Origin of the sequence: Nocardioides nitrophenolicus (assembly GCF_016907515.1) — a bacterium.
Taxonomy (GTDB): Bacteria; Actinomycetota; Actinomycetes; order Propionibacteriales; family Nocardioidaceae; genus Nocardioides; species Nocardioides nitrophenolicus.
The window spans coordinates 2,229,506-2,252,191 of the sequence record NZ_JAFBBY010000001.1 but is presented as its reverse complement, the minus strand read 5'-3'; the positions used below and the strand labels follow the sequence as shown (position 1 = coordinate 2,252,191).

Below are 22,686 nucleotides of genomic sequence, written 5' to 3'. Positions count from 1 at the left end.
GTGACGAACGCAGGCTGGTACCCCGACCCCGCAGGGGCGCCCGACACCTACCGCTACTGGGACGGTCAGGCGTGGAGCCAGATGACCACCTCCCAGCCCTCGTCCGGCGCCCGCCCGGCCGAGCCGCCGGCGAGCCCGCCGCCTGCCGCCCCGACGCAGTACGGCGCGGTCCCGACCCCGCCCGCCCCGACCCCGCCGCCTGCCGCGCCCGCCCCGCCCGCGGGCTACGGCGGTGACTACGGGGGTGGCTACGGCGGTGGCTACGGCGGCGGCCAGCCCCAGCAGTGGAGCCCCACCCCCGCCCCGGGTGGCGGCGGCGGCGGCAACAAGACGGTCGTCATCGTGATCGCCGCGGTGGTCGCGCTGGTGCTGCTCGGCGTCGGCGGCTTCTTCGGCGTCCGCGCCCTCACCGGCGACGACGACGGCGACCGCAAGGCCGACGACGACAGCTCGCAGACCGACAAGGCCGACCCGACCGACAAGTCCGGCGACCCCGAGCCGACCGACGGCTCCTCCAGCACGGTCAAGCCCACCGGCATCCAGTGCACCGGTGGCTCCCCGGCCCCTGCTGCCGAGCCGGACCCGGCCGCCACCGAGCTGAGCGGCGGCGGGCTGACCATCCCGCGCGACCCGGCGTACCAGCTGGCGACGGGGGACCAGGTGTCGTTCGCGTTCGCGAACGCGTTCGTGCTCCAGTACACCCAGGTCGAGGAGAGCTGGATCAGCCTGACCGGCGTCGGCGGGCTGCCGCGCGCCAACGGCTTCGACGACATCGCGACCGCGGCCGAGGTCGTGATGCAGTGCCTGACGAGCGACGAGGACGTCTACAGCGGCTTCACCGGCCGCACCGACAAGGTCAACGAGAAGATCACCGTCGACGGCAAGCCGGCGTACCGGATCACCGCGGAGGTGCGGGTCGACACCCCCGAGGTCCAGGCCGAGGGTGACCTGACCGACGTGGTCGTGGTCGACACCGGCGACCCGGCGACGTACGGCATCTACATCGGCATGGCCACACTCGGCCACGACGACCTGATCAGCGCCAACGAGGCGGTGTTCGGCCAGCTCGAGGTGGGCTGACACCGCCCACTCTGGACTCCAGGCGAATGGGTACTGGACACCACGCGCTACCTCCCGGCAGCGCGTGGTGTCGACCGCCTGCTGCGCGGCGCCCAGAGCGGCCGGCCGTGGCGTTGTCGTCGGTCGTCGGGACTCCGTCCCGCCTCCCTCCTCCGCCTTGCGGACGACCACTCTGGACGCCGCTCGCGACGCCGCTCGACACCACGCGCTACCGTGAACCGCCGAATCAGGCAGCGCACGAGTAGTAGAGAAGGTCCCCGTGTCCCACAAGTTGGTCATCGTCGAGTCGCCGGCCAAGGCCCGCACCATCGGCGGCTACCTCGGCGACGGCTACGTCGTCGAGTCGTCGATCGGCCACATCCGTGACCTCCCCAACAACGCGGCCGACACCCCGGCGAAGATCAAGGACAAGCCGTGGGGTCGGCTGGCGATCGACGTGGAGAACGGGTTCGAGCCCTACTACGTCGTGCCCCGCGACAAGAAGTCCCACATCTCCAAGCTCAAGAGTCTGCTCAAGGACGCCGACGAGCTGTTCCTCGCCACCGATGAGGACCGCGAGGGCGAGGCGATCGCCTGGCACCTGCTCGACGAGCTGAAGCCGAAGAACATCCCGGTCAAGCGGATGGTCTTCCACGAGATCACCAAGGCCGCCATCCAGGAGGCCGCCGCCAACCCGCGCGAGCTCGACATGGACCTCGTCGAGGCCCAGGAGACCCGCCGGCTCCTCGACCGCCTCTACGGCTACGAGGTCTCGCCGGTGCTGTGGCGCAAGGTCATGTCCGGGCTGTCCGCGGGCCGCGTGCAGTCGGTCGCGACCCGGCTCGTGGTCGACCGCGAGAAGGAGCGGATGGCCTTCAAGGTCGCCTCCTACTGGGACCTCGAGGGCACCTTCGACGCCGGCAGCAAGCACGACCAGCGGATGTTCCCCGCCAAGATCCACAGCGTCGACGGCACCCGCGTCGCGTCCGGCTCCAACTTCGGGCAGGACGGACAGCTCAAGGCCAAGGCCGACGTCGTCCACCTCGACCAGCGGCGCGCCGAGGCGCTCGTCGCGGCGCTCGCCGACACGACGTACGACGTCCGCTCGGTCGAGGCCAAGCCCTACCGCCGCTCGCCGTACCCGCCCTTCCGCACCACCACGCTCCAGCAGGAGGCCAGCCGCAAGCTCGGGATGAGCGCCTCGGTGACGATGAGCGTGGCGCAGCGGCTCTACGAGAACGGCTTCATCACCTACATGCGTACCGACAGCACCACGCTGTCGGGCAGCGCCATCGGCGCGGCGCGCTCGCAGGTGCAGGAGCTGTACGGCGCCGAGTACCTGCCCGACGCCCCCCGCACCTACGCCAGCAAGGTCAAGAACGCCCAGGAGGCGCACGAGGCGATCCGGCCCGCCGGTGACTCCTTCCGCACCCCGGCGCAGACCGGCCTCACCGGCGACCAGTTCCGGCTCTACGAGCTGATCTGGATGCGCACCGTCGCCTCGCAGATGAAGGACGCCGTCGGCCAGTCGGTGACCATCCGGCTCGGCGGCGCGGCCAGCAGCGGCGAGGACGTGGTGTTCTCCGCGTCCGGGCGCGTGATCACCTTCCACGGCTTCCTCAAGGCCTACGTCGAAGGCACCGACGACAACGCCGCCAAGGACGACCAGGAGACCCGCCTGCCCAACCTGCAGGAGGGGGACGCGGTCTCCGCCGCGTCGCTGTCCGCCAACGGGCACGAGACCAAGCCGCCGGCGCGCTACACCGAGGCCACGCTGATCAAGGAGCTCGAGGACCGCCAGATCGGCCGGCCCTCGACGTACGCCTCGATCATCGGGACCATCCTGAACCGCGGGTACGTCTACAAGAAGGGCACCGCCCTGGTGCCGGCGTGGATCGCGTTCTCGGTGGTGCGGCTGCTGACCGAGCACTTCACTCGGCTGATCGACTACCAGTTCACCGCCGGCATGGAGGACGTCCTCGACGACATCGCCCGCGGCGACAAGAGCCGGGTCGCGGAGCTGACCGAGTTCTACTACGGCTCCGACCAGCTCGCCGGCCTGAAGCGGCTCGTCGACGACCTCGGCGACATCGACGCCAAGGAGCTCGCGACCTTCCCGGTCGGCAGCGAGGACGACGGGATCCACCTGCGCGTCGGCAAGTACGGCCCCTACCTCGAGGGCCCCGGCGACGACGGCGCTCCGTTCGCCAAGCGCGCCAACGTCCCCGACGACCTGCCGCCCGACGAGCTGACCGTCGCCAAGGCCGTCGAGCTGCTCGCCAACCCCGCCGGCGAGGAGATCGACCTCGGCGTCCATCCCGAGACCGGCCTGCAGGTCGTGGCCAAGAACGGCCGGTTCGGCCCCTACGTCACCGAGGTGCTCCCCGAGGACGCGCCGAAGTCGGCGAAGCCGCGCACCGGCTCGCTGTTCAAGTCGATGTCCCTCGACACGGTAACCCTCGACGACGCCGTCAAGCTGCTCGCGCTGCCGCGCGTGGTCGGCGTCGGCGAGGACGGCGAGGAGATCACCGCCCAGAACGGCCGCTACGGCCCGTACCTGAAGAAGGGCACCGACTCCCGCTCGCTGACCAGCGAGGACCAGATCTTCGGGATCACCCTCGACGAGGCGCTCAAGATCTACAGCCAGCCCAAGCAGCGCGGCCGCGCCGCCGCCGCCCCGCCGCTCAAGGAGCTCGGCAACGACCCGGTCTCGGGGCAGCCGGTGGTCGTGAAGGCCGGGCGGTTCGGCGAGTACGTCACCGACGGCGAGTACAACGCCACGCTGCGCAAGGACGACTCGGTCGAGGCGATCACGCTGGAGCGGGCGGCCGAGCTGCTCGCCGAGCGGCGGGCGAAGGGACCGGCGAAGAAGGCGGCCAAGCGGGGGGCGAAGAAGACCGCCGCGAAGAAGACGCCGGCCAAGAAGACGGCCGCGAAGAAGACGACCGCCAAGAAGACCGCTGCGAAGAAGTCGGCCAAGAAGTCCTGAGGCCGCGCGGGGGTGCAGGAATCGCCGGTCGACCGGCGATTCTGTCACTTGTCGGCCGTTGCAACGCCCGACAAGTGACAGAACTGCGCGTCAAGTCCCGCCGAAACCGGCGTCACTCCACTCGGAGCGAGCCCGCCGGCACGGTACGTCGTCCCACCCTCCGGTGGCTTGTGTCGTACCCGTCTCGTAGGTTCACCTCGTGACCATCCCCTCCCACCCCCGCTGGCCCGGCGCGTACGCCGAGACCGGGGTCTTCGTCTGCTTCGAGGGCGGCGAGGGCGGCGGCAAGTCCACCCAGTCCCGGCTGCTGCGCGACCGGCTGGCCGCGGCGGGCTACGCCGTGCGGCTCACCCACGAGCCGGGCGACACCCCGGTCGGGCGGGAGATGCGGCGGATCGTGCTCAGCCCCGAGACCGGCGAGCTGGCCCACAAGACCGAGTTCCTGCTCTACCTCGCCGACAAGTCCGAGCACGTCGAGACCCTGGTGCGCCCGGCGCTGGCCCGCGGCGAGGTGGTCATCACCGACCGCTACGTCGACTCCACCCTCGCCTACCAGGGCGCCGGCCGGGCGCTGGACCGCGACGAGCTCGAGGACGTCTCCCGCTGGGCGACCGGCGACCTGCGGCCCCACCTGACCGTCGTCCTCGACCTGGAGCCGGAGGCGGGCCTGGGGCGGTTCGAGGAGCGCGACCGGATCGAGGGGGAGGGCCTGGAGTTCCACCAGCGGGTGCGGCAGTCCTTCCTCGACCTCGCCTCCCGCAATCCCGACCACTACGCCGTGATCGACGCCCGGGCCCCGATCCAGGAGATCGCCGACCGGATCGCCGCCCGGGTCGAGCCGCTGCTGATGCGAGCCACGAGGAGCGGGTCATGACCGTCTGGGACACCCTCGTCGGGCAGCGCCATGTCATCACCGCGCTCGAGCTGGCGGTCGCCGGCCAGGGGATGACCCACGCCTGGCTGTTCACCGGCCCGCCGGGCTCGGGGCGGTCCAATGCGGCGATCGCCTTCGCGGCCGCGCTGCAGTGTGCCCAGGGCGGGGTCGGGCCCGACTGCCCCGACGGCTGCCACGACTGCCGCACGGTCCTCGCCGGCTCTCACGCCGACGTGTCCGTGGTCCGCACCGAGAAGCTCTCCATCGGCGTCGACGAGGTGCGCGACCTGGTCCGGCGGGCCTCGCTCAGCCCGATGGGCGACCGGTGGCAGATCCTGATCGTCGAGGACGCCGACCGGCTCACCGAGCAGGCCTGCAACGCGCTGCTCAAGGCGATCGAGGAGCCCAACGGCCGCACCCTGTGGATGCTCTGCGCGCCGACCGTCGAGGACGTGCTGCCGACGATCCGGTCCCGCTGTCGCCTGGTGACCCTCTCGACGCCGACGGCCGAGGAGGTCGCCGGCTTCCTGGTCGCGCGCGGCGTCGGCGAGCCGCTGGCGTTCTACGCCGCCCGGGCGAGTCAGGGCCACATCGGCCGGGCCCGGGCCCTCGCGTTCGACGAGGCGGTGCGCACCCGCCGCCAGGAGGTGGTCTCGATGCCGGCCCGGCTCACCAGCCTGGGGCGCTGCATGGACGCCGCCACCCGGCTCGCGTCGAGCGCGAAGGACGAGGCCGACGCGATCACCGCCGAGCTCGACGCCCGGGAGAAGACCGACCTCGACGCGGCCTACGGTGTGGTCGAGCGCGGCCGGCGACCCCGGGAGTACGCTCCCGCGCTCGCCGCTCTCGAGAAGGGCCAGCGCACCCGCGCCAAGCGCCGGCACCTCGACGTCGTCGACCGTGGGCTGACCGACCTGATGTCGGTCTACCGCGACGCGATCGCGCTCGCCAGCGGCGCTCCCGGCGCGCTGGTCAACGAGGAGATCCGCGACCAGGTCGAGGCGATCGTGGCCAGCTCCACGCCCGAGCTCAACCTGCGCCGGATCGGGTGGATCTTCGCCGCGCGCGAGCAGATGCTGGAGTTCAACGTGCCGGTGGCCTTGGCCCTGGAGTCGATGATGGTGGCATTGCAGGCGCCGCAGCGGTGACCTGAGCCGATCCCGAGGAGCTGAGTGTGAGCAAGCGGACCCTGATCGTCGCGGTCGTCACCGTGTGGGCCCTGGTGCTGGCCGGAGCCGTCGGCATCGGCATCGTGCTGCTCGGGGGCGACGACTCCGACGATCGGGACCCGGCCACCCCGCGGGCCTCCGACCCGGCGACTCCCGAGGGCCCCGACGGGCGCAGCCTCGAGGACTTCTACGCCCAGAAGATCACCTGGACCCGCTGCGACGACGACGAGTGCGGCACCCTCGACGTGCCGATCGACTACCAGAACCCGGGCGCGGGCTCGATCAAGCTCGCCGTCGAGCGTCGGCGGGCCACCGGCGACCGGATCGGCTCCCTCGTCGTCAACCCGGGTGGTCCCGGTGCCCCCGGCACGGACACCGCCAAGGACGCCGACTTCTACTTCGCCGACGCGCTCCGGTCGTCGTACGACATCGTGGGCTTCGACCCGCGCGGCACGGGTGACTCCGCGCCGGTCGACTGCCTCAGCGACGACGCCCTCGACGCCTACGTCGCCGCCGACCCCGACCCCGACACGCCCGAGGAGGTCGAGACCGCGAAGGAGAACTCCCAGGAGTTCTGGTCCGGCTGCCAGGCCCGCTCCGGCGCGGTCGGTGGCCACGTCAGCACCGTCGAGGCCGCCCGCGACATGGACGTGCTGCGCGCCGCGCTGGAGGAGGACCAGCTCGACTACTTCGGCTTCTCCTACGGCACCCGCCTCGGGGCGACGTACGCCGAGCTGTTCCCCGACAAGGTCGGCCGGATGGTCCTCGACGGCGCGGTCGACCCGTCCCTCTCGCCGCGTGACGGGGCGCTGAGCCAGGCCAAGGGCTTCGAGACGGCGCTGCGGTCCTACCTCCAGAGCTGCGTCGACGACGGCGACTGCTTCCTGGGCGACAGCGTCGACGCCGGTCTGAAGACGATCAAGGACCTGCTCGCCGAGATCGACGCGACGCCGTTGAAGACCAGCGACACCGAGGGCCGCGAGCTGACCGTGGGGCTGGCGTTCTACGGCCTGATCCTGCCGCTGTACAGCAAGGACAACTGGCCCTACCTCGACGACGGGCTCAAGGAGGCGCTCGACGGCGACGGCTCGACCCTGCTGCAGCTCTCCGACTTCTACGGCTCACGGGTCAACGGCGCCTACACCGACAACAGTCTCGAGGCGATCTCGGTCATCAACTGCCTCGACGACCCGTGGTCGATCACGCCCGACGAGGTCCCCGCGCAGTTCCCCGACTTCGAGAAGGCATCGCCCACCTTCGGCGACGTCTTCGCCTGGGGCCTCACCGCCTGCAACGGCATCCCGTTCACCTCCACCGACGAGCCCGACCTGAAGATCGACGGCTCCGGCGCCGCGCCGATCGTGGTGCTCGGCACCACCCGTGACCCCGCGACGCCGTACGCCGAGGCGGTGGCGATGGCCGAGCAGCTCGACTCGGCGGTCCTGGTCAGTCGCGACGGCGACGGGCACACCGCCTACAACAAGGCCAACAGCTGCGTCGACGACGCCGTCCACGCCTACCTCATCGACGGGACCGTGCCCCAGGACGGGCTCACCTGCTGACCACCAGTGAGGCTCACACCGGCTCCATGATCCCCCGGATCCGCTGGGTGGCGAGCTCGATCATCAGCCGCGCGGCGGGCGACAGGGTCGCGCCCGCCCGGTGCACGATCGCCATCGTGTCGTAGATCCGGGGCCGCAGCGACACCCAGCCGGCGTTCGGCGCGAGCCGGGGCACCAGCTGCACGGCCGCGGCCTTGTTGGTGACGGTGTCGGCGAGCCCACGCCCGACCAGCTCGATGGCGTTCTCGACGTCCTCGACCTCGATCCGGGTGCTCGGGTTGTAGCCGGCCTCGTGCAGCATCTGCCGTAGCACGATCCGCCCCGAGTCGGAGTCGCGATAGGTGCTCTCCGGCATGACCAGGGACGCCTCGGCCAGCCGCTTCGCGGTCACCGGCCCGGTCAGCCGGCTGGGGTCGGCCGAGACGTAGACCAGCTCGTCGCGCGCGATCGGCGTGATCGTCATCCCCTCGCTCGACAGACCCGCCACCGCGATCACCGCCGCCTCCAGCCGCCCGCGGCGCAGGTTCTCCTGCACGTCCATCGAGTGCCGGCCCACCAGCTCCACCCGGACCCCCGGGTAGCGCTCCAGCACGTCGGCCACCAGGTCCGCGCCGCCGTACAGCCGTGCGACGCCGAACATCCCGAACCTGATCGTCCCCGTCTCCAGCGACCGGATGCTCGCGACCGCCCGCTGCGCCTCGTCGGCGGCCGCCAGCACCTTCTCCGCGTGCGGCCGGAAGGTGTCTGCCGCCGTCGTCGGCACCACGCCCCGCCCGACCCGCCGGAACAGCTGCACCCCCAGCGATCGTTCGAGTCCCCGCACCTGCTCCGAGACCGACGGCTGCGCATAGCCCAGCTCCTCGGCCGCCCGGGTCAGCGATCGGTGCTCGTAGGTCGCGAGGAAGCAGGTCAGCTGATGCAGCGACAGCATCCGACCTCCTCTAGGGATTCCCTATGGGACTGGCTGGAAAGAGAGCCTACCCCTTGAGCGCCCACCGTCGGACCATGGAAGGGCGCCCACCCGAGACGCCCGAAGGAGGCCTCCGATGTTCACCCACGACTGCCCCGCCTGCGGCCGCCGCGAGCTGATCTTCCCCGAGCAGCTGACCGGCATCGACAACGGTCCCGAGGGCTTCCTCGTCCACTTCACCTGCTGGTGCGGCAGCCCCCAGAGCCACGTCGAGGAGCGCATCGTCCGCGCCGCCTGACCGGGCCGATTCGCCGCTGTCTCCCCGACGCCGGTATGCTTCCGCGGTCGCCCTCGGGCGGCGCGCCGCCTTAGCTCAGTCGGTAGAGCGAATCACTCGTAATGATTAGGTCGTCGGTTCGATTCCGACAGGCGGCTCCATCCCAGCAGGTCAGAGGCACATTGCCTCTGACCTGCCGGCATCTCTAGCATCGCTAGCTCGCCAGTGCGCCGATCACTCGCGCCGATCTCCCACCGTCATCTGACCCACCTGCGCGCCACACTCCTGTCGTCGGAGCAACACGCAAGCGGCCTCGCCAACCGGGCGAGACCCACGAAGGGGCATCCACGGGGGCAGGAGAGAAATCGAGTAGCGGAAAGGCGCCCTCTGGATGAAGCGCCGACGCGAAGAATCCCAAGTTCCCGAGGAGGGCCAGCGACGTGGGCGGCCCGTCGGGCCCGTCTCGCTCCAGACCCTCGCTGGCCACCAGTCAGCCCTCAGCCCTCACCCGCCTGATCAACCCGAGACTGGGGTGACCCACGGGTTGATGCCGGGGACCTGTCGGATTCCCGGCGATGGCGGTGGACTCCAGCCGCTCGATGACATGCGCGAGGTCGACGGCGGCGTCGAACGCTGTTGCCATCGTCCGCACTAACAGTGCTGGGTCGGGTAGAGGATCGCCCGGTGGTCTCCCTCGGCGTACTTGATCGCGGCCTTGGCACGCCCGGCTCCGGTGCCCGAGACCGGGTGCACTCCGCTCGGTGGTGCCGACAAGTTTGGGCTCGCGGGACAGACCCTGGCGGGGCCGCTCAACCAGCCTCCCTCGTCGGCTCGTGGGACACAGCTGGATGCGCACGAAAAGTCGTTAGGCCGTTTCGGTGGGGTTCTCTATCGTTGATGGTGAACGGGCCATGAGGGCTCGGCGGAGATGAAGGACGGGAACGTGCGCAGGTATCGCAGCCTCAGTGTCACGGTCCGCGGGAACGCGGATCGTGCGATGTGTGCTGCCTCCGTGACGTCCGTCGAGCTGAAGGTCGCGAAGCGACCTGTCGCCACCTTCGGTATCGAGTCGACCAATGGCCACCAGTGGCTGCCGTCGGAGCGCCTGGAGCCGCCCGTGACCTGAGTGCACCAGCACCCAGACCCAGACACGGGAAGGGCCGCTCCAGCCGAGGCAGACGTCTCGCAGGAGCGGCCCTTTCGTCATGTCAGGGGTAGTCGCGACAACTCAACAGCAGCATCGAATGGGCGTAGCGCAACTGGTAGCGCACCGGTCTCCAAAACCGGCGGCTGGGGGTTCGAGTCCCTCCGCCCATGCGAATCGTGGAAGGTCCCACGGGCACCGGACCCGCGACCAGGCCGAGAGGTCTGGCCGCATCGAGGCACCGGGCTAACGGTCGAAGGGCCGTGGGAAGCCGATCCCGACCCAGACCCCGCCGAACGGTGGGGAGTGGGGGCGAACTCAACAGTGGACAGCATCAGGCAGGAGCCGGACCCCAGCTCGGGGAGCGGCGTCCTGCCGCCGCAGCGACCACGGCGGAGACGTCGTGGGGCCAAGCGCTGCGGCACACGCGTCGGTCGCATAGCGGCTATTGCAGCGGGTTGTAACCCCGTCGCCTTCGGGCATCGCAGGTTCGAGTCCTGCCCGGCGCACGCATGGAGGAGCCAGCCGATGGCAGGCGACGGCAGCCGTCTCGAAAACGGAAGGCCCTACGGGGCGTGCGAGTTCGATCCTCGCCTCCTCCGCAGATGGAAGGTGACGCAGGGGAGGTCCCGGTGCCCGCTTGCTACCTGGGTCGTGGCCACGGCCATGGGGTTCGACTCCTCCGCCTTCCGCACGATGCTCCCGTGGCGCAGAGGCAGCGCTGCCGCCTGTCGAGCGGAAGGTCGCGAGTTCGATTCTCCTCGGGAGCGCGCTTGCCGTGGTGGCTGCTGGCTGCCCATCCGCTCTTTCAAAGCGGGCCGCGCGGGTTCGATCCCCGTCCACGGTGCTCGACTCGCCCCATGAGGTAGTGGCAGCCTGACGGATTCTCAAGTAGCGGCGCCCTCGTGGCGTGTGGGTTCGACTCCCACCGAGAGCACCACACCCACCTGCTGGAACCAGGTAGACAGGCACGGTTGAGAGCCGTGTGCGCCACGCGCGCGTGAGGGTTCGACTCCCTCGGTGGGTACGACGACTGGTCCACGTGAGGACCACGCGGGGGCCCATGTTCCAAGGGGGCGACAGACCTTTGCACGGTCCGTGCGGTCGGTTCGATTCCGACGGTCTCCACCCAGCCGACCCGGCGGCCAACCCGGGGTTCGCGGACGAGGTGCACCTGGCAGCACACCGGCTTGCCATGCCGGAGGAGCGGGTTCGATCCCCGCCGTCTGCTCGCAGTAGAAGCATGCCCGCCTGGCGGAACCAGGTAGACGCGCCAGGCTCAGGTCCTGGTGCCCCTCGGGGCGTCCCGGTTCGAGTCCGGGGGTGGGTACCAACGGTGCGTAGCGCAGCAGGAAGCGCGCCCGGCCTGGGACCGGGAGGACGCCGGTTCGAGCCCGGCCGCACCGACCATCGGGATGTGGCGCAGCGGTAGCGCACTCGGTCGGGGACCGAGAGGTCGTCGGTTCGAGCCCGACCATTCCGACCAACGACCAGGAGCCCGGTCCGGTGTGGGCACCTCGCTGATAACGAGGCGGTCGGAGGTTCAAATCCTCCCTGGTCGACCAACGGAATGTGGCGCAGCAGGAAGCGCGCGGGGTCCGGGACCCCGAGGTCGTCGGTTCGAGCCCGACCATTCCGACCGATCCAGTCCAACCACTCTGGTCGGGCCGGTCACCGGCCTGTGGCTCAGCGGCAGAGCAGCGGTCTTACACACCGTACGTGCGGGGGTTCGAGTCCCTCCAGGCCGACCAACTTCCCCTTCATGGGGCCGAAGCACAGCAGGTTGTGCGCCCGGTTGAAGCCCGGGAGGTCGCTGGTTCGATCCCAGCCGGTCCCACCGCGACACCCCGCTCGGGTGTCGGTGACCCCAGGTGCTCTGGAGGCTGGGCAGCCGGACTTTGAATCCGGTCGACGCAGGTTCGAGTCCTGCCCTGGGGGCCTCTCGCTCCGCTCGCACAATCGGCGTGCACCCGGCTTTTACCCGGGCATGGATCTGGGTTCGAGTCCCAGGCGGAGCACCAGCCCCGGCCCCCCTGCCTCCGTCGCCTACTGGATGGGCACCCGCCTTCTCAGCGGACCTGCGCGGGTTCGACACCTGCCGGAGGCACCAGATACCCGCCCGGTGCGGGCGGTCATTCCTCGGTGGCGCAATGGCAGCGCAGCGTCCTGTTAAGACGACGGTTCCAGGTTCGAGTCCTGGTCGGGGAGCGCAACGATGCGTGGTGGTCTGTTGGAAGGCCAGCGTGGCTCTGAACCACGCCCTCGTAGGTTCGATTCCTACCCACGCAGCCACGTCGACGCGGGTTGCCGCGTCGTACGAAGCGGGTGTCGGGTGACGCCATGGGTCTCATAAGCCCGTCGGTCTGCGTTCGACTCGCGGCCCCGCTACCGGCCCCTCCGAGGGCTCTTGCTCCGCTCGCACAATCGGCCGTGCACCCGACTCTTCATCGGGCATGAATCTGGGTTCGAGTCCCAGGCGGAGTACCCATCCCCATGCCTCCGTGGCTCAACGGACAGAGCGCTCGGCTCCTACCCGAGAGGTTGCCGGTTCGAGTCCGGCCGGAGGCACCACTCCACGACGCCGGACCGGACGGGTCCCGCCCCCCCCACAGACCACGTGCTGCTGAACGGACCGAGGAGGTGAGGAGCACATGGAGATCAGGAACGGACGGATGCGCCCCACCACGGCGACCACCCAGACGGTCGACTCTGCGGAGAGCATCCTCAACACCAAGGGCGTCACCGTGGCGTACGACCACCCGACACCCCGCGAGGCCACGATCCAGTGGCGGTGCGTCGACCACGAGGACCCGGAGGTCTTCGACCCGGCCGACGACGAGGCCCTCGCCGTCGCGCGGGACTTCTGCGGCGGCTGCGAAGCACGGGGGCTCTGCCTCCTGCTCGGCACCAGCCGCGACGAGTGGGGCGTCTGGGGCGGTGTGCTCCTGGAGGGCGGCAAGCCCGTCGAGAAGGTCCGGCAGCGCGGACGGCCGAAGAAGGTCGCCGCAGCCTGACGACGTACGACCGCACCGGCTGCGTGCGGGGTCACCACCGGGTGGCCGAGGGGGAACCCCGAGCAGCCACCTGCCTTCGTGGTCCAACGGACACGACACCGGCCTACGAAGCCGGAAATCCAGGTTCGAGTCCTGGCGAGGGCGCTGTGACCGATGAGCAACGGTGGCTCACCAGGTGGTGGCCCTGGGCCCGGAAGGGCGAAGCGGGTTCGACTCCCGTCGGTCACCCCGCCCCTGTTCCACCTGTTGGCTGGTGGGTCCGCCTTGTAAGCGGGATTTCGCGGGTTCGATTCCTGTCAGGGGCTCCAGTCATCCACCGCGCGGGCGAGGTGTTGGTGGTTGCATGCCGGTCTTCCATACCGGTCGAGCCGGTTCGACTCCGGTCGCCCGTTCCACTGCCCTCGACGGCGGAATCCGTCACCTGGCCTCCGACGCCGGGCTGCCCCAGTTCGACTCTGGGCGGGGGCTCCACGCCGCGCAGGCACACCCACCGCCCACCCACATAGACGAGAAGGGAGGTGTCAGCGGTGACCGCAACAACCGTGGCGCTGCTCAACGCCTCCTACGAACCCCTCGGCAAGGTCTCCTTCAAGCAGGCCATCCGCATGGTCGCCCGCAAGGTCGCCGCCATCGAAGAAGCCGACGAAGACCGCACCGCAGGCCCCTGGCCATGGCCACGCGTCATCCGGCTCCTGCGGTACATCAGCCCCACGTGGCTCTACCGCCCAGCTGGCTGGCACCGCGGCGGCGTCTTCATCCGCGACGGCCACCGCTGCGCCTACTGCGGCGCCAAGGCTCGCACCCTCGACCACGTGATCCCCGCATCGCGAGGCGGCCAATGGTCCTGGCTGAACATCGTGGCGGCCTGCGAGCCCTGCAACAACCGCAAGGCCGACCGAACCCCCGCCGAGGCCGGGATGCGGCTCCGCTTCGAGCCGTACGTCCCCACCAGGGCGCAGTTGGCCTCCCTCGCATGACCGGTGCGGCCTGCCGCCGAGTCGAACTCCCGAATCGACGGCAGGTCGCGCCACCCGATGGCCCCTTGGCCGAGTGGCTAGGCACGCGGCTGCAACCCGCGTCACGCCGGTTCGAGTCCGGCAGGGGCTTCCACCGATGCTGTCCACTGTTGTTCGTTGAGCCGGAGCGTCCTCAGGACGGGACTGGCCGGTGACGTGGGTGCAGAGGGATGTGCGTGCCGCCGATCAACGGGGTGGCGGCATCGAGATCAGTGCGGGGTTCCTCCCGCACACGTCTCGAACCGCAGAAGGAATCCCCATGCATCAGCACCTGCCGACCACGCTCGGCGAACTCCTTGCTCACCTCGACCCGCGGCTGTCCGGCTACCACTACCCGACCGTCCACCATCAGATCGAGATCGTTCTCGGGCTTGGCGACGAGGAGGCCGTCGCCGGCGTTCAGGTCGCGCATCTGCGCGACCACATCGCGCACCACACCGAACGCGACCTCCACGAACACGACCAGGCCGCTCTCGGGCTCGCGCTGGATGCCTGCAACTCATGGCTCGACGAACGGCGTCTGTGCTTCGACTGCAGACAGGGACAGGCCGAGCGCGGAGAGCAGCCTGGGCCCTCGCCGGCATCGGATCACTTGTGGTCCAGCTGCCTGCAGCGGCTGACGGTTGACCTCCTATGGGGGGCTGTTCACGCAGCCTTCCCACGTGACCGCTCGCCGTCCTTCCGACGAAGGGCTAGCGTCGATCCACCAACGTTTCGGGAGGGCTGAATGAAGTACCAGCTTGTTGGCTCCCGGGCCAGCGGGGTGCGCGCCGGAACGCTCGCGAACAGCCACACGGCGTACCGCGATCACACGATGGGGCAGTTGTGGAGCCTCAATGCGCATCGGTCCACGACGGTGTACGACGTCGTCGCTCTCGCGGGCGGTGCGTTCTGAACCCCCGGGCGAAGCGGCGGGTACGAGTCACCGGTGCGTTGGGCGTGCTGGTGGGCGGTCCCGCCCTCGTCATCGGGGCCGTCGCCACCTCTGGTTCGGCTCCTGCCGACGATCAGGCTCCGGTCGTGACCGAGGTGACCCGGCAGGCGATGGAGGCGATGCAGCAGGTCGGCTCGATCGAGGGCACCTCGGTCGATCCTGACGAGAACGCGGCGGCGGCCCACCCTGCGGGCGACTTCCCCAAGGCGGACCGACCGGATCTCCGAAGGTTGGACATGTCTCGTGTCGCAAAGGCCCAGGGGGTCGGTCGGCATCGGTTGGCCCAGTACTTCACGGGCAGGCAACTCGGCTGGCTCATGTCGATCAACGACGACATGCAGGTGCGCTATCGAGGATTGACCCTCGAAGAGGGGGCTCCCGGCTCGCCCGCAGCGGACCCCAGCGCGACCTCGGACTACATCATCACCGGAGGGGTCGACGACTTCGACGGAGTCCGGGCGGTGATGTCCGACGACGAGGCGACGGTCACGGGTATGGCGACAATCTGGAGCAACTCGGCGATGGTTCAGCCCGAAAGCACCGTCGTGGACCGCATTGACGGGGTCGTGAGCTTCACCGCTCACCTGGTCCGCGTCGGCGGCGCCTGGAAGGTGGACAAGTACAACGACGACCTCACCCCGGGCACGGAGCCCTGACCGCTGAGGACTCACGGCTCGCTCCACCGGCGCGCCGTCACGTCGCCAAGGCCTCGGTCGGGGGCAGCCGGGCGGCTCGTACGGCGGGATAGAGCCCGGCGAGCGCGCCGACGAGCACCGACCCGGCCAGTCCGCCCGCAAGAGCCGTCAGCGGTACGACGGGTGGCCAGCCCCGCGCGGCCGCGAACCCGAGCGTGCCGAGCGTGCCCGCGACGACGCCGGTCAGGCCGCCGAGCACCGACAGCAGCATCGCCTCGGTGAGGAACTGCCGTCGCACGTCCTTGCGGCGGGCGCCCAGCGCGCGGCGCAGCCCGATCTCGCGCCGACGTTCCAGCACGCCGACGATCATCGTGTTCGCGACGCCGATGCCGCCCACCGCGAGCGCGACGCCGGCCAGACCGAGGAAGAGCGCGGAGAACGTGCCCTGGGTGGCGCGCTTGGCGGCCAGGGCGTCGCTCGGCCGGCTCACGCCGACCAGTCCGGGCAGCTCCGGGCTGAGGGTGGCCGGCAGCACGTCGCGCACCGACTCGACCCGGCTCTCGGCCGCGCGGAGGTAGACGACGGTGGGGTGCCCGTCGAAGCCGAGCTCGCGCGCGGCGTCCCAGCCGACCAGCACGGCCTGCTCGAGCTCCGGCGTCAGCGGCATCGGCGCGAGGATGCCGACGACGGCGAGGAAAGCGTCGCCGACCGCGATCTGGGGTGGCCGCGCGGGATCGAGGCGCGTGATGCCCAGCCAGTCGGCGGCCTGGGCGCCGAGCACGGCGGTCGGCAGCTCGGGGGTGGAGAGGAAGGCGCCACTCGCGAGCCGACCGCGGATCGTCTCGAGCAGGTCGCCGGTGGCGGCCAGGGCCACGATGCCGGCGGTGTCATTGGGATCGGCGAACGGGGTACGCCGGACGCGGGCGTCGAGGCTCGCGACCGCGCTGGCCGCCTCCACCGGCCCGATCCGGCGTACCATCGCCGCCGCCTGCTCGGGGAGGGCGGGCGCGTCGTCGCTGGCCGCGGAGGGCTGGGCGACGAGGAGGTCGGTGCCCAGCGCGGTGAGGCGGCGGTCCAGGTCGGCCTGCCCGCTGGCCGGGATGCCGGTGACCAGGACCAGCGTCGCCATGCCCAGGGCGATCCCGACGCCGCTCAGGACGGCGCGTCCGGGGCGGCCGCGGACGCCGCGCCAGGCCTCGTGCAGTGCGTCGGTCACGGCGTGATCCTTCCGTCCCGGATCTCGACCCGCCGACTGAAGGTGTCCGCCACCGTCGGGTCGTGGGTGATCAGGGCGATGGTGGTGCCCTGGGCGTGCAGCTCGCGGAACAGCGCGAGCACCTGGCGGCCGGTGCTCTGGTCCAGGGCGCCGGTCGGCTCGTCGGCGAGGACCAGCGCCGGCCGGTTGACGAGAGCCCGGGCGATGCCGACCCGTTGCCGTTCGCCGCCGGAGAGCTGGTGCGGGAGATGGTCGCGCCGGTGGCCCAGGCCGACGCGGTCGAGCGCGTCCTCGGCGAGGGCCCTGCGGTGACGGCGCGGGGTTCCGGCGTACAGCAGCCCCACGGCGACGTTCTCGACCGCGGTCAGCCGGTCGGTGAGGTGCGACTGCTGGAAGACGAAGCCCAGCCACCGGGACCTGAGCCGCGACAGGGCGTCATCGCTCAGCGCGGTCGCGTCCTCACCGGCGAGGTGGATCCTGCCGGCGCTCGGCCGGTCGAGCGTGCCCATCAGGTGCAGCAGGGTCGACTTGCCGGAGCCCGACGGCCCGACGATCGCCAGGTCCTCGCCGGCAGCGATGCTCAGGTCGACCTCGCGCAGCGCGACCACGCCGCCGGCGTACGCCTTGCTCACCCCGGCCAGCTCGAGGACGCTCACCGCGCGACCACCACCGACGCGCCGGACTCGATGCCATCGACCTCGACCTCGCCGTCCGCGACCATCCCGATGTCGACCGGGACGAGGGCGCCGTCGGGGCGCTCCAGCGCGTAGCCGCCCCCGGCGAGCGCGAGCAGCGCGGTGACCGGCACATACCGGACGTCATGGCGGGCGGCGGTGACCAGGAGGGCGGTGACCGGACCCGGCGCGGCCCCGGTCAGGGCGCCACTCTTGCGGGGCCGGACCACCACCGGGACGGTCGGCGGTCCGCCGTCGTCGGACGGCGTCGGCGCGCCGACGTGCCGCACCTCGGTGCGGACCACCGTTCCGTCGTCCAGGGTCACCCGGATCCTCCGGCCCGGCGCGACACCCTGGGCGTCCGTCTCGAGCAGGTCGAGCGTCAGCACCTTGGCAGTCGTCGTGACCGTCAGGACGGGGGCGGCGGCCGGGTCGCCGACCTGCGCGGTGAGGCTGTCCACGCGCACCGGCCCGGTGCTGACGAGGACGTTGCCGGGCCCGAGCACGCCGGTGGGCTCCTCGTCGCGCGCCGACTGCCAGGCGCGGACCGCCGACAGGAGAGCGCCGGCGTACGTCGCGTCCCGGGTCGGGCCGTCGTAGAAGCCGAGCGCCGCCAGGTTGCGGGCGACGAGGTCGACGTCATTGCCGCGCTGGTGCTGCGCCGGAGGTGGCGGCGGCGCGTCGTCGGCGGGCTGGTCGGGCGGGACCGGCTCGGCGAGCTCGCGATAGAGCGGCAGCTCGCCGTACAGCAGGGCGACCGGCGCGTCGTCGACCCGGTAGAGCTGGCCGCCGCGGGCCACGGTGACGCCGGCGCTGGGCAGCCAGGTGACGATGCCGTCCCCGGCGCCGGTCACGGTCCTCGGGGTGCCGTAGCCGAGCGTGCCGGTGAGCTGGACGCGCTGACGCAGCGTGCCCTGCTCGACGGCGACGGTCGGCCGGCTCGCGTCGTGCTCGGTCGCGGGTGCGGGGTCGCGGCCGGTGAGCAGCCAGCCGCCAGTGCCGGCCGTGACCGCGAGCACCACGACGGCCGTCACCGCGAGCTGAGCTCGCCTCATCCGCCGAACGCCTCGAGGAGGCAGTCGTCCTCCAGCTGGTAGCTGTTCTCGGGGACCGAGTGACCCTCCGCGTAGGTCCAGTCGAGGTTGTCGTGGTTGAGCAGCTCGACGTACAGCCCGCCCTCACGCATGCAGGCGACGTAGTCCAGGGACTGCCGGTGGAAGTCCGGGTTGGTCGCGGCGCTGAGCTCCGGCGGCATCACCGGCAGCTTGGACAGGCAGGCGGCGCTGGCCGCGGGGGGCACGGGTTCGAGGACCAGGGGACCGACGGGATTGCCGTCGGCGTCCTCGCCCGGGGCGGCGGCGACTGCTGCCCCCTCGCGTCCGGTGTTCTCCTTCGCGCCGTTGTCGATCAGGCACTGGTTGTAGGCGACCTGGAGGGCGCTGCGCCGCTGTGGGCTGTCGTCCATGCGGAACTGGGGCCGGCCCTGGGTCGGTCCCGAGTCGTCGGTGCCGGGGCCGGCGAGGTCGCCGTCGGTGGCGCCGTCGGTGGTGCCGCTGCTGGCGGTGGTGGTGGCGGCGCCGGTCGAGCCGGCCGGACCGGCGGGCAGGCTGGCGACGCTCGGCTCGTCGGCCCGGGCGCCGCAGCCGGTCAGGAGGAGCCCGATCAGCGCGGCGAGGAAGGGGGAGGTCGGTGGGGAGATCTGCATGACGCGCACCCTGCCGGGGGAATGTGAGCAACCTGTCAGGGCCGTGTTGGGGCGCCGTCAGGTTCACTATTCTCGAGTGATGTCCAGGATCGTCGTCGCCGAGGACGACCCCAAGCAGGCGGAGCTGATCCGTCGCTACGCCGTCGCCGAGGGGCATGAGGTCACGGTCGTCGGCGACGGCCGGGCGGCGCTCGACGAGGTGCGCCGGCGTACCCCCGACCTGCTGGTGCTCGATGTGATGATGCCGCGGGTCGACGGCATGGACGTGTGCCGGATCCTGCGCGGCTCGCCCGGCACCGAGCACCTGCCGATCCTGATGCTGACCGCGCGCCGCAGCGAGGACGACCTGCTGCTCGGACTCGACCTGGGCGCCGACGACTACCTCACCAAGCCCTACTCCCCGCGCGAGCTGATGGCGCGGGCTCGGTCGCTGCTGCGTCGTTCCCGGCTCAGCTCCACGGCCTCGCCGCATCCGGTCGCCGTCGGCGCGCTGACGGTGTCCCCGGCCACGCACTCGGTGAGCTTCCGCGGCGAGGACGTCGAGGTGACCCCCGGGGAGTTCGCGCTGCTGGCCGCGCTGACCTCCGAGCCGGGCCGCGTCTTCACCCGCGACCAGCTGCTGCGGGCGGTGCACGGTCTGGACGGGTACGTCTCGCGGCGCAGCGTCGACGTCCACGTCGTCCAGCTCCGCAAGAAGCTCGACGCCTCCTTGATCCGCACCGTCTACGGCGTCGGCTACGCCCTGGTCGCGACGTGACGACCCGGTGAGGGTCCCGTGGCACCGCTCCCTGTTCGTCCGGCTCTTCCTGCTGGGCGCGGTGATCGCGCTGGTGGCGGTCGTCGCGGCCACCTGGGCCACGGTGCGCTCGACGACGGTCGCGGTCCAGCAGGAGCAACGACAGTCGCTGCACGCCGACGCCACGACCTATGACGCGCTCGTCGGCTACGCCGCGACCCATCGGTCCTGGGCGTCGGCGTCCGCGCTGGTCGACCGGCTGGCCGCGGCGGTCGACTCATCGGTCACCGTGACCGACGCGACCGGTCGGGTCCTGCTCTCCTCGGACGGGAGCACCTCCCCGCGCTCGCCGGCCGCGGCGCGCGCCGACATCGACCCGCTCGATGTCGACCTGGTCCTGCTCTCCTCGGCCTCGGCCGCCGCCCCCGCGGCCACGGAGCCGGTCCCGGCTCCGTGTGAGACGGTCGCCGGGGTCCCCGGGTGCCGGGAGTTCGTCGTACCCGTCCGAGCGGGGATCGACCCGCGTGCCCTGGGGCCGTACGCGGAGCCCTATGACCGGGGCGCCTGGTTCCGACTCCAGCAGCGGGTGGACCGCTGCCTGGCCCGAGCGGGCCTCGACCCCGTGCTGGCGCTGCGGCGGGACTTCTCCGCGATCGTCTCGTCGCCGGACGGCCACGACCGGGTCGCGCGGTGCGTCGAGAGGTCGCGCCGGGCGGTGCTGTCGGAGTACGTCGCGCCGCCGGCGCTGCTCTTCATGGGCTCCGAGCCCACGCAGCCCTCGGTGTTCTGGGACCTCTCGGGGGACTCGCAGCGGCGCATCGCGCTGCTCGCCGGCGCGGTCCTGCTGCTCACCTCGGCGCTGTCGGCACTGTTCGCCGCGTACGTCGTGCGGCCGCTCCGGACGCTCGCCGTGGCGGCGGGCCGCGCGGGATCCGGCGACCTGGCCGCGCGGGTGCCGGCCCGCCGCAGTGACGAGGTCGGCGAGCTCGCCCGCGCCTTCAACGACATGGCCGCCCGTCGCGAGCAGCTCGAGTCGGCGCGCCGGCAGCTCGTCTCCGACGTCTCCCACGAGCTGCGCACCCCTCTCGCGAACGTGCGGGGGTGGGTCGAGGCGGCGCAGGACGGCATCGCACCGCTGGACGCGCACCTGCTGTCGTCGGTGCACGAGGAGGCCCTCCACCTCGAGCGGCTCGTCGACGATCTGCACGAGCTCTCCCTCGGTGACGCCGGCGAGCTCCGGCTCGCGCCGGTGCCGGTCGTGGTCCGCGACCTGCTGACCCAGGTCGCGGAGTCCTTCGCCTCGCCGCTCCTCACCGTCTCCTGCGCTCCGTCGGTGGTCATCGAGGCCGACCCGGTGCGGCTGCGGCAAGCCCTGGTCAACCTCGTCGCCAACGCGCTGCGCCACACCCCGCCGACCGGCTCCGTCGTCCTGTCGGCGATGCCGCGAACCATCACCGTCACCGACACCGGCGAGGGGATCCCCGGCGAGGAGCTGCCCCTGGTCTTCGATCGCTTCCACCGCGTCGACCGCTCACGCACCCGAGCCACTGGCGGCACCGGTCTCGGACTCGCCATCGTGCGCCAGATCATGGAGGCGCACGGTGGCGCCGCGGCCATCGCGTCGGTGCTGGGGGAGGGCACGACGGTGACCCTGACCTTCCCTGCCCCCGTCGGCGCGCCGGGTCGCCCTTCGAGCGACGCGGAACGAGGGTGATCCTCCTCGCACCCTCGAGGCTCAGTCGCTCACCGCGGCGGTGATGTCCTGGTCGCCGATGACCGAGAGCAGCTGGAGCTTCTCGTGGCTCTCACTTCCCGGCACGGCGGTGTAGACGAAGAGCAGGTGGGACTGCTCGGGATCGAGCAGGGTCTGGCACTGGAGCTCGAGGGTGCCCAGCTCCGGGTGGCGGAACCGCTTCGGCTCGACCGGCCGTACGCCGACCTCGTGCGTGCGCCACAGCGCCCGGAACTCCTCACTCCGGCTCTGCAGCAGCTCGCCGAGACGCGCGGCACGGGAGTCGGGGCCGCGGCGCCCGACGATCTCGCGCAGGCCGGAGGCGAACATCCGCGACAGCTGCTCGTGGTCGTCCTCGTGGTAGCGGGCGCGCGTCTCGGGGTCGGTGAACCAGCGGTAGCCCAGGCTGCGCGCGGGTCCCGAGTAGCGGGTCAGGTCCCCGGTGAGCGCGACGCCCAGCCGGGTCTGGCGGAGGGTCTCGCCGAGCTCGGTGACGATCTCGGCGGGGGTGTCGGCGAGCCGGTCGAGGATGCGCAGCATGCCGGGGCTGATGTGGTCGCTGCCCGTGCCCCGGGCTGGCGGCGGGTACCCGGCGAGGTGGAAGAGGTGGTCGCGCTCGTCGAGCGACAGGTGGAGTCCCTGCGCGATGGAGGCGATCATCTGCTCGGAGGGCTGCGGTCCCTGCGCTCGTTCGAGGCGCGCGCAGTAGTCGCTCGACATGTGGCACAGTGCCGCGACCTCCTCGCGACGCAGTCCGCTCGTGCGGCGTCGCCGGCCGCGGGGCATCCCGACGTCCTCGGGCTGCAGGGACTCCCGGCGGTGGCGGAGGAAGTCCCCCAGCGCGACGAGGTCGACCATCGGCGTACCGCCCCTTCCCGTGACACTCGGCCACCGAGTCACTTCTACCGCCTCCCGCGACCGATAGCCACGGTCCGTCGATCCGTGGCTGGTCCGGGACCGGCGTATCCGCGGACTCGCAGGCCCTGGATCGGCCGCTGCCGAGACCGCACCGTTGGTCCCGAGGACAGCGAGTAGAGGAG

General features: G+C 71.4%; 19 protein-coding genes, 24 tRNA genes and 1 pseudogene. 37 read left to right on the top strand and 7 right to left on the bottom strand.

The genetic code is table 11. The features are described 5' to 3' along the window. The 5 genes from JOD66_RS11070 (at position 1) to JOD66_RS11050 (ending at position 7,653) form a co-directional block, all read left to right on the top strand. A complete protein-coding gene (locus tag JOD66_RS11070; RefSeq protein WP_204836901.1) occupies positions 1-1,080 on the top strand; it encodes a DUF2510 domain-containing protein in 1,080 nt (359 codons plus the stop codon). Between the two features lie 259 nt (positions 1,081-1,339). Then, on the top strand, positions 1,340-4,048 hold the full coding sequence (gene topA, locus JOD66_RS11065; protein ID WP_204836900.1) for a type I DNA topoisomerase: 2,709 nt from the start codon (positions 1,340-1,342) through the stop codon (positions 4,046-4,048). Between the two features lie 199 nt (positions 4,049-4,247). Beyond that, on the top strand, positions 4,248-4,922 hold the full coding sequence (tmk, locus tag JOD66_RS11060) for a dTMP kinase (RefSeq protein WP_307823434.1): 675 nt from the start codon (positions 4,248-4,250) through the stop codon (positions 4,920-4,922). Next, on the top strand, positions 4,919-6,070 hold the full coding sequence (locus JOD66_RS11055) for a DNA polymerase III subunit delta' (RefSeq protein ID WP_204836899.1): 1,152 nt from the start codon (positions 4,919-4,921) through the stop codon (positions 6,068-6,070). Before tmk ends, JOD66_RS11055 begins: the two co-directional genes overlap by 4 nt. Positions 6,071-6,096: 26 nt before the next feature. Next, positions 6,097-7,653 (top strand): alpha/beta hydrolase, encoded by a 1,557-nt coding sequence (locus JOD66_RS11050; RefSeq protein WP_204836898.1) that lies wholly within the window; start codon positions 6,097-6,099, stop codon positions 7,651-7,653. A 13-nt stretch (positions 7,654-7,666) separates the two neighbouring features. Here the strand turns inward: JOD66_RS11050 and JOD66_RS11045 are convergent, their stop codons facing one another. After that, positions 7,667-8,584: a LysR family transcriptional regulator gene (locus tag JOD66_RS11045; RefSeq protein ID WP_204836897.1), complete on the bottom strand. Its 918-nt coding sequence runs from the start codon at positions 8,582-8,584 to the stop codon at positions 7,667-7,669. 115 nt (positions 8,585-8,699) lie between these two features. Here JOD66_RS11045 and JOD66_RS11040 point away from each other — a divergent pair, with 115 nt between their 5' ends. From JOD66_RS11040 to JOD66_RS10905, 28 genes and pseudogenes are all read left to right on the top strand, one after another. After that, positions 8,700-8,861, top strand: a complete 162-nt coding sequence (locus JOD66_RS11040) for a hypothetical protein (protein WP_204836896.1) — start codon at positions 8,700-8,702, stop codon at positions 8,859-8,861. 64 nt (positions 8,862-8,925) lie between these two features. Continuing rightward, positions 8,926-9,001: transfer RNA gene (locus JOD66_RS11035), tRNA-Thr, on the top strand. 1,083 nt (positions 9,002-10,084) lie between these two features. Next, positions 10,085-10,157: transfer RNA gene (locus JOD66_RS11030), tRNA-Trp, on the top strand. A gap of 254 nt (positions 10,158-10,411) precedes the next feature. Further along, a tRNA-Tyr gene (locus JOD66_RS11025) sits at positions 10,412-10,493 on the top strand. 5 nt (positions 10,494-10,498) lie between these two features. Next, positions 10,499-10,586, top strand: a tRNA-Ser gene (locus JOD66_RS11020). Between the two features lie 96 nt (positions 10,587-10,682). Next, positions 10,683-10,754, top strand: a tRNA-Asp gene (locus JOD66_RS11015). Between the two features lie 5 nt (positions 10,755-10,759). Further along, positions 10,760-10,831: transfer RNA gene (locus JOD66_RS11010), tRNA-OTHER, on the top strand. A 15-nt stretch (positions 10,832-10,846) separates the two neighbouring features. Further along, a pseudogene (locus JOD66_RS11005) lies at positions 10,847-10,924 on the top strand. A gap of 219 nt (positions 10,925-11,143) precedes the next feature. Then, positions 11,144-11,215, top strand: a tRNA-Gly gene (locus JOD66_RS11000). 14 nt (positions 11,216-11,229) lie between these two features. After that, positions 11,230-11,317: transfer RNA gene (locus JOD66_RS10995), tRNA-Leu, on the top strand. Position 11,318: 1 nt separating this feature from the next. After that, a tRNA-Pro gene (locus tag JOD66_RS10990) sits at positions 11,319-11,394 on the top strand. 1 nt (position 11,395) lies between these two features. Continuing rightward, positions 11,396-11,470 (top strand) — tRNA-Pro (locus JOD66_RS10985). Position 11,471: 1 nt separating this feature from the next. Further along, positions 11,472-11,549 (top strand) — tRNA-Ile (locus JOD66_RS10980). A gap of 1 nt (position 11,550) precedes the next feature. Further along, positions 11,551-11,623 (top strand) — tRNA-Pro (locus JOD66_RS10975). A gap of 36 nt (positions 11,624-11,659) precedes the next feature. After that, positions 11,660-11,735, top strand: a tRNA-Val gene (locus JOD66_RS10970). A gap of 13 nt (positions 11,736-11,748) precedes the next feature. Beyond that, a tRNA-Phe gene (locus JOD66_RS10965) sits at positions 11,749-11,821 on the top strand. Positions 11,822-11,849: 28 nt separating this feature from the next. Beyond that, positions 11,850-11,922: transfer RNA gene (locus JOD66_RS10960), tRNA-Gln, on the top strand. 6 nt (positions 11,923-11,928) lie between these two features. Then, a tRNA-Lys gene (locus JOD66_RS10955) sits at positions 11,929-12,005 on the top strand. Positions 12,006-12,019: 14 nt separating this feature from the next. Further along, positions 12,020-12,094, top strand: a tRNA-Arg gene (locus JOD66_RS10950). 26 nt (positions 12,095-12,120) lie between these two features. Further along, positions 12,121-12,192, top strand: a tRNA-Asn gene (locus JOD66_RS10945). An 8-nt stretch (positions 12,193-12,200) separates the two neighbouring features. Continuing rightward, positions 12,201-12,276, top strand: a tRNA-Gln gene (locus JOD66_RS10940). Between the two features lie 203 nt (positions 12,277-12,479). Further along, positions 12,480-12,555, top strand: a tRNA-Arg gene (locus JOD66_RS10935). Positions 12,556-12,635: 80 nt separating this feature from the next. Continuing rightward, on the top strand, positions 12,636-12,998 hold the full coding sequence (locus JOD66_RS10930; protein ID WP_204836895.1) for a WhiB family transcriptional regulator: 363 nt from the start codon (positions 12,636-12,638) through the stop codon (positions 12,996-12,998). A 72-nt stretch (positions 12,999-13,070) separates the two neighbouring features. Beyond that, positions 13,071-13,142 (top strand) — tRNA-Arg (locus JOD66_RS10925). Positions 13,143-13,228: 86 nt separating this feature from the next. Beyond that, positions 13,229-13,306, top strand: a tRNA-Thr gene (locus JOD66_RS10920). Between the two features lie 12 nt (positions 13,307-13,318). Beyond that, positions 13,319-13,393, top strand: a tRNA-Gly gene (locus tag JOD66_RS10915). 132 nt (positions 13,394-13,525) lie between these two features. Continuing rightward, positions 13,526-13,975 carry an HNH endonuclease gene (locus tag JOD66_RS10910; RefSeq protein WP_307823433.1) on the top strand — a complete coding sequence of 150 codons (450 nt, stop codon included), beginning with the start codon at positions 13,526-13,528 and terminating at the stop codon, positions 13,973-13,975. 59 nt (positions 13,976-14,034) lie between these two features. Further along, positions 14,035-14,108: transfer RNA gene (locus JOD66_RS10905), tRNA-Cys, on the top strand. Positions 14,109-14,147: 39 nt separating this feature from the next. On the opposite strand, the gene JOD66_RS10900 is transcribed toward JOD66_RS10905, so the two are convergent. Then, a complete protein-coding gene (locus tag JOD66_RS10900; RefSeq protein WP_204836894.1) occupies positions 14,148-14,474 on the bottom strand; it encodes a hypothetical protein in 327 nt (108 codons plus the stop codon). Positions 14,475-14,741: 267 nt separating this feature from the next. On the opposite strand from JOD66_RS10900, the gene JOD66_RS10895 reads away from it, so the two are divergent. Both JOD66_RS10895 and JOD66_RS10890 read left to right on the top strand, forming a co-directional pair. Next, a complete protein-coding gene (locus JOD66_RS10895; RefSeq protein ID WP_204836893.1) occupies positions 14,742-14,909 on the top strand; it encodes a hypothetical protein in 168 nt (55 codons plus the stop codon). Between the two features lie 125 nt (positions 14,910-15,034). Beyond that, positions 15,035-15,604: a hypothetical protein gene (locus tag JOD66_RS10890; RefSeq protein WP_204836892.1), complete on the top strand. Its 570-nt coding sequence runs from the start codon at positions 15,035-15,037 to the stop codon at positions 15,602-15,604. A gap of 37 nt (positions 15,605-15,641) precedes the next feature. Here JOD66_RS10890 and JOD66_RS10885 read toward each other — a convergent pair whose 3' ends face one another. From JOD66_RS10885 to JOD66_RS10870, 4 genes are read right to left on the bottom strand one after another with little or no spacing between them, the layout of a single operon-like run. Then, positions 15,642-16,799 (bottom strand): ABC transporter permease, encoded by a 1,158-nt coding sequence (locus JOD66_RS10885; protein ID WP_307823432.1) that lies wholly within the window; start codon positions 16,797-16,799, stop codon positions 15,642-15,644. Further along, positions 16,796-17,455, bottom strand: a complete 660-nt coding sequence (locus JOD66_RS10880; protein ID WP_204836891.1) for an ABC transporter ATP-binding protein — start codon at positions 17,453-17,455, stop codon at positions 16,796-16,798. The genes JOD66_RS10885 and JOD66_RS10880 overlap by 4 nt, the downstream gene beginning before the upstream one ends. Beyond that, a complete protein-coding gene (locus JOD66_RS10875) occupies positions 17,452-18,528 on the bottom strand; it encodes a peptidoglycan-binding domain-containing protein (RefSeq protein ID WP_204836890.1) in 1,077 nt (358 codons plus the stop codon). Before JOD66_RS10875 ends, JOD66_RS10880 begins: the two co-directional genes overlap by 4 nt. After that, complete coding sequence (locus tag JOD66_RS10870; protein WP_204836889.1) at positions 18,525-19,178, bottom strand: hypothetical protein; 654 nt, start codon at positions 19,176-19,178, stop codon at positions 18,525-18,527. Before JOD66_RS10870 ends, JOD66_RS10875 begins: the two co-directional genes overlap by 4 nt. Before the next feature lie 79 nt (positions 19,179-19,257). Between JOD66_RS10870 and JOD66_RS10865 the strand changes: the two genes are divergently transcribed. Further along, positions 19,258-19,935, top strand: coding sequence for a response regulator transcription factor (locus tag JOD66_RS10865; protein WP_239545191.1), 678 nt, complete (start codon positions 19,258-19,260; stop codon positions 19,933-19,935). 7 nt (positions 19,936-19,942) lie between these two features. Further along, complete coding sequence (locus tag JOD66_RS29460; protein ID WP_204836887.1) at positions 19,943-21,628, top strand: sensor histidine kinase; 1,686 nt, start codon at positions 19,943-19,945, stop codon at positions 21,626-21,628. Between the two features lie 21 nt (positions 21,629-21,649). On the opposite strand, the gene JOD66_RS10855 is transcribed toward JOD66_RS29460, so the two are convergent. Next, complete coding sequence (locus JOD66_RS10855) at positions 21,650-22,504, bottom strand: helix-turn-helix transcriptional regulator (protein ID WP_204836886.1); 855 nt, start codon at positions 22,502-22,504, stop codon at positions 21,650-21,652. Positions 22,505-22,686: the final 182 nt, after the last annotated feature.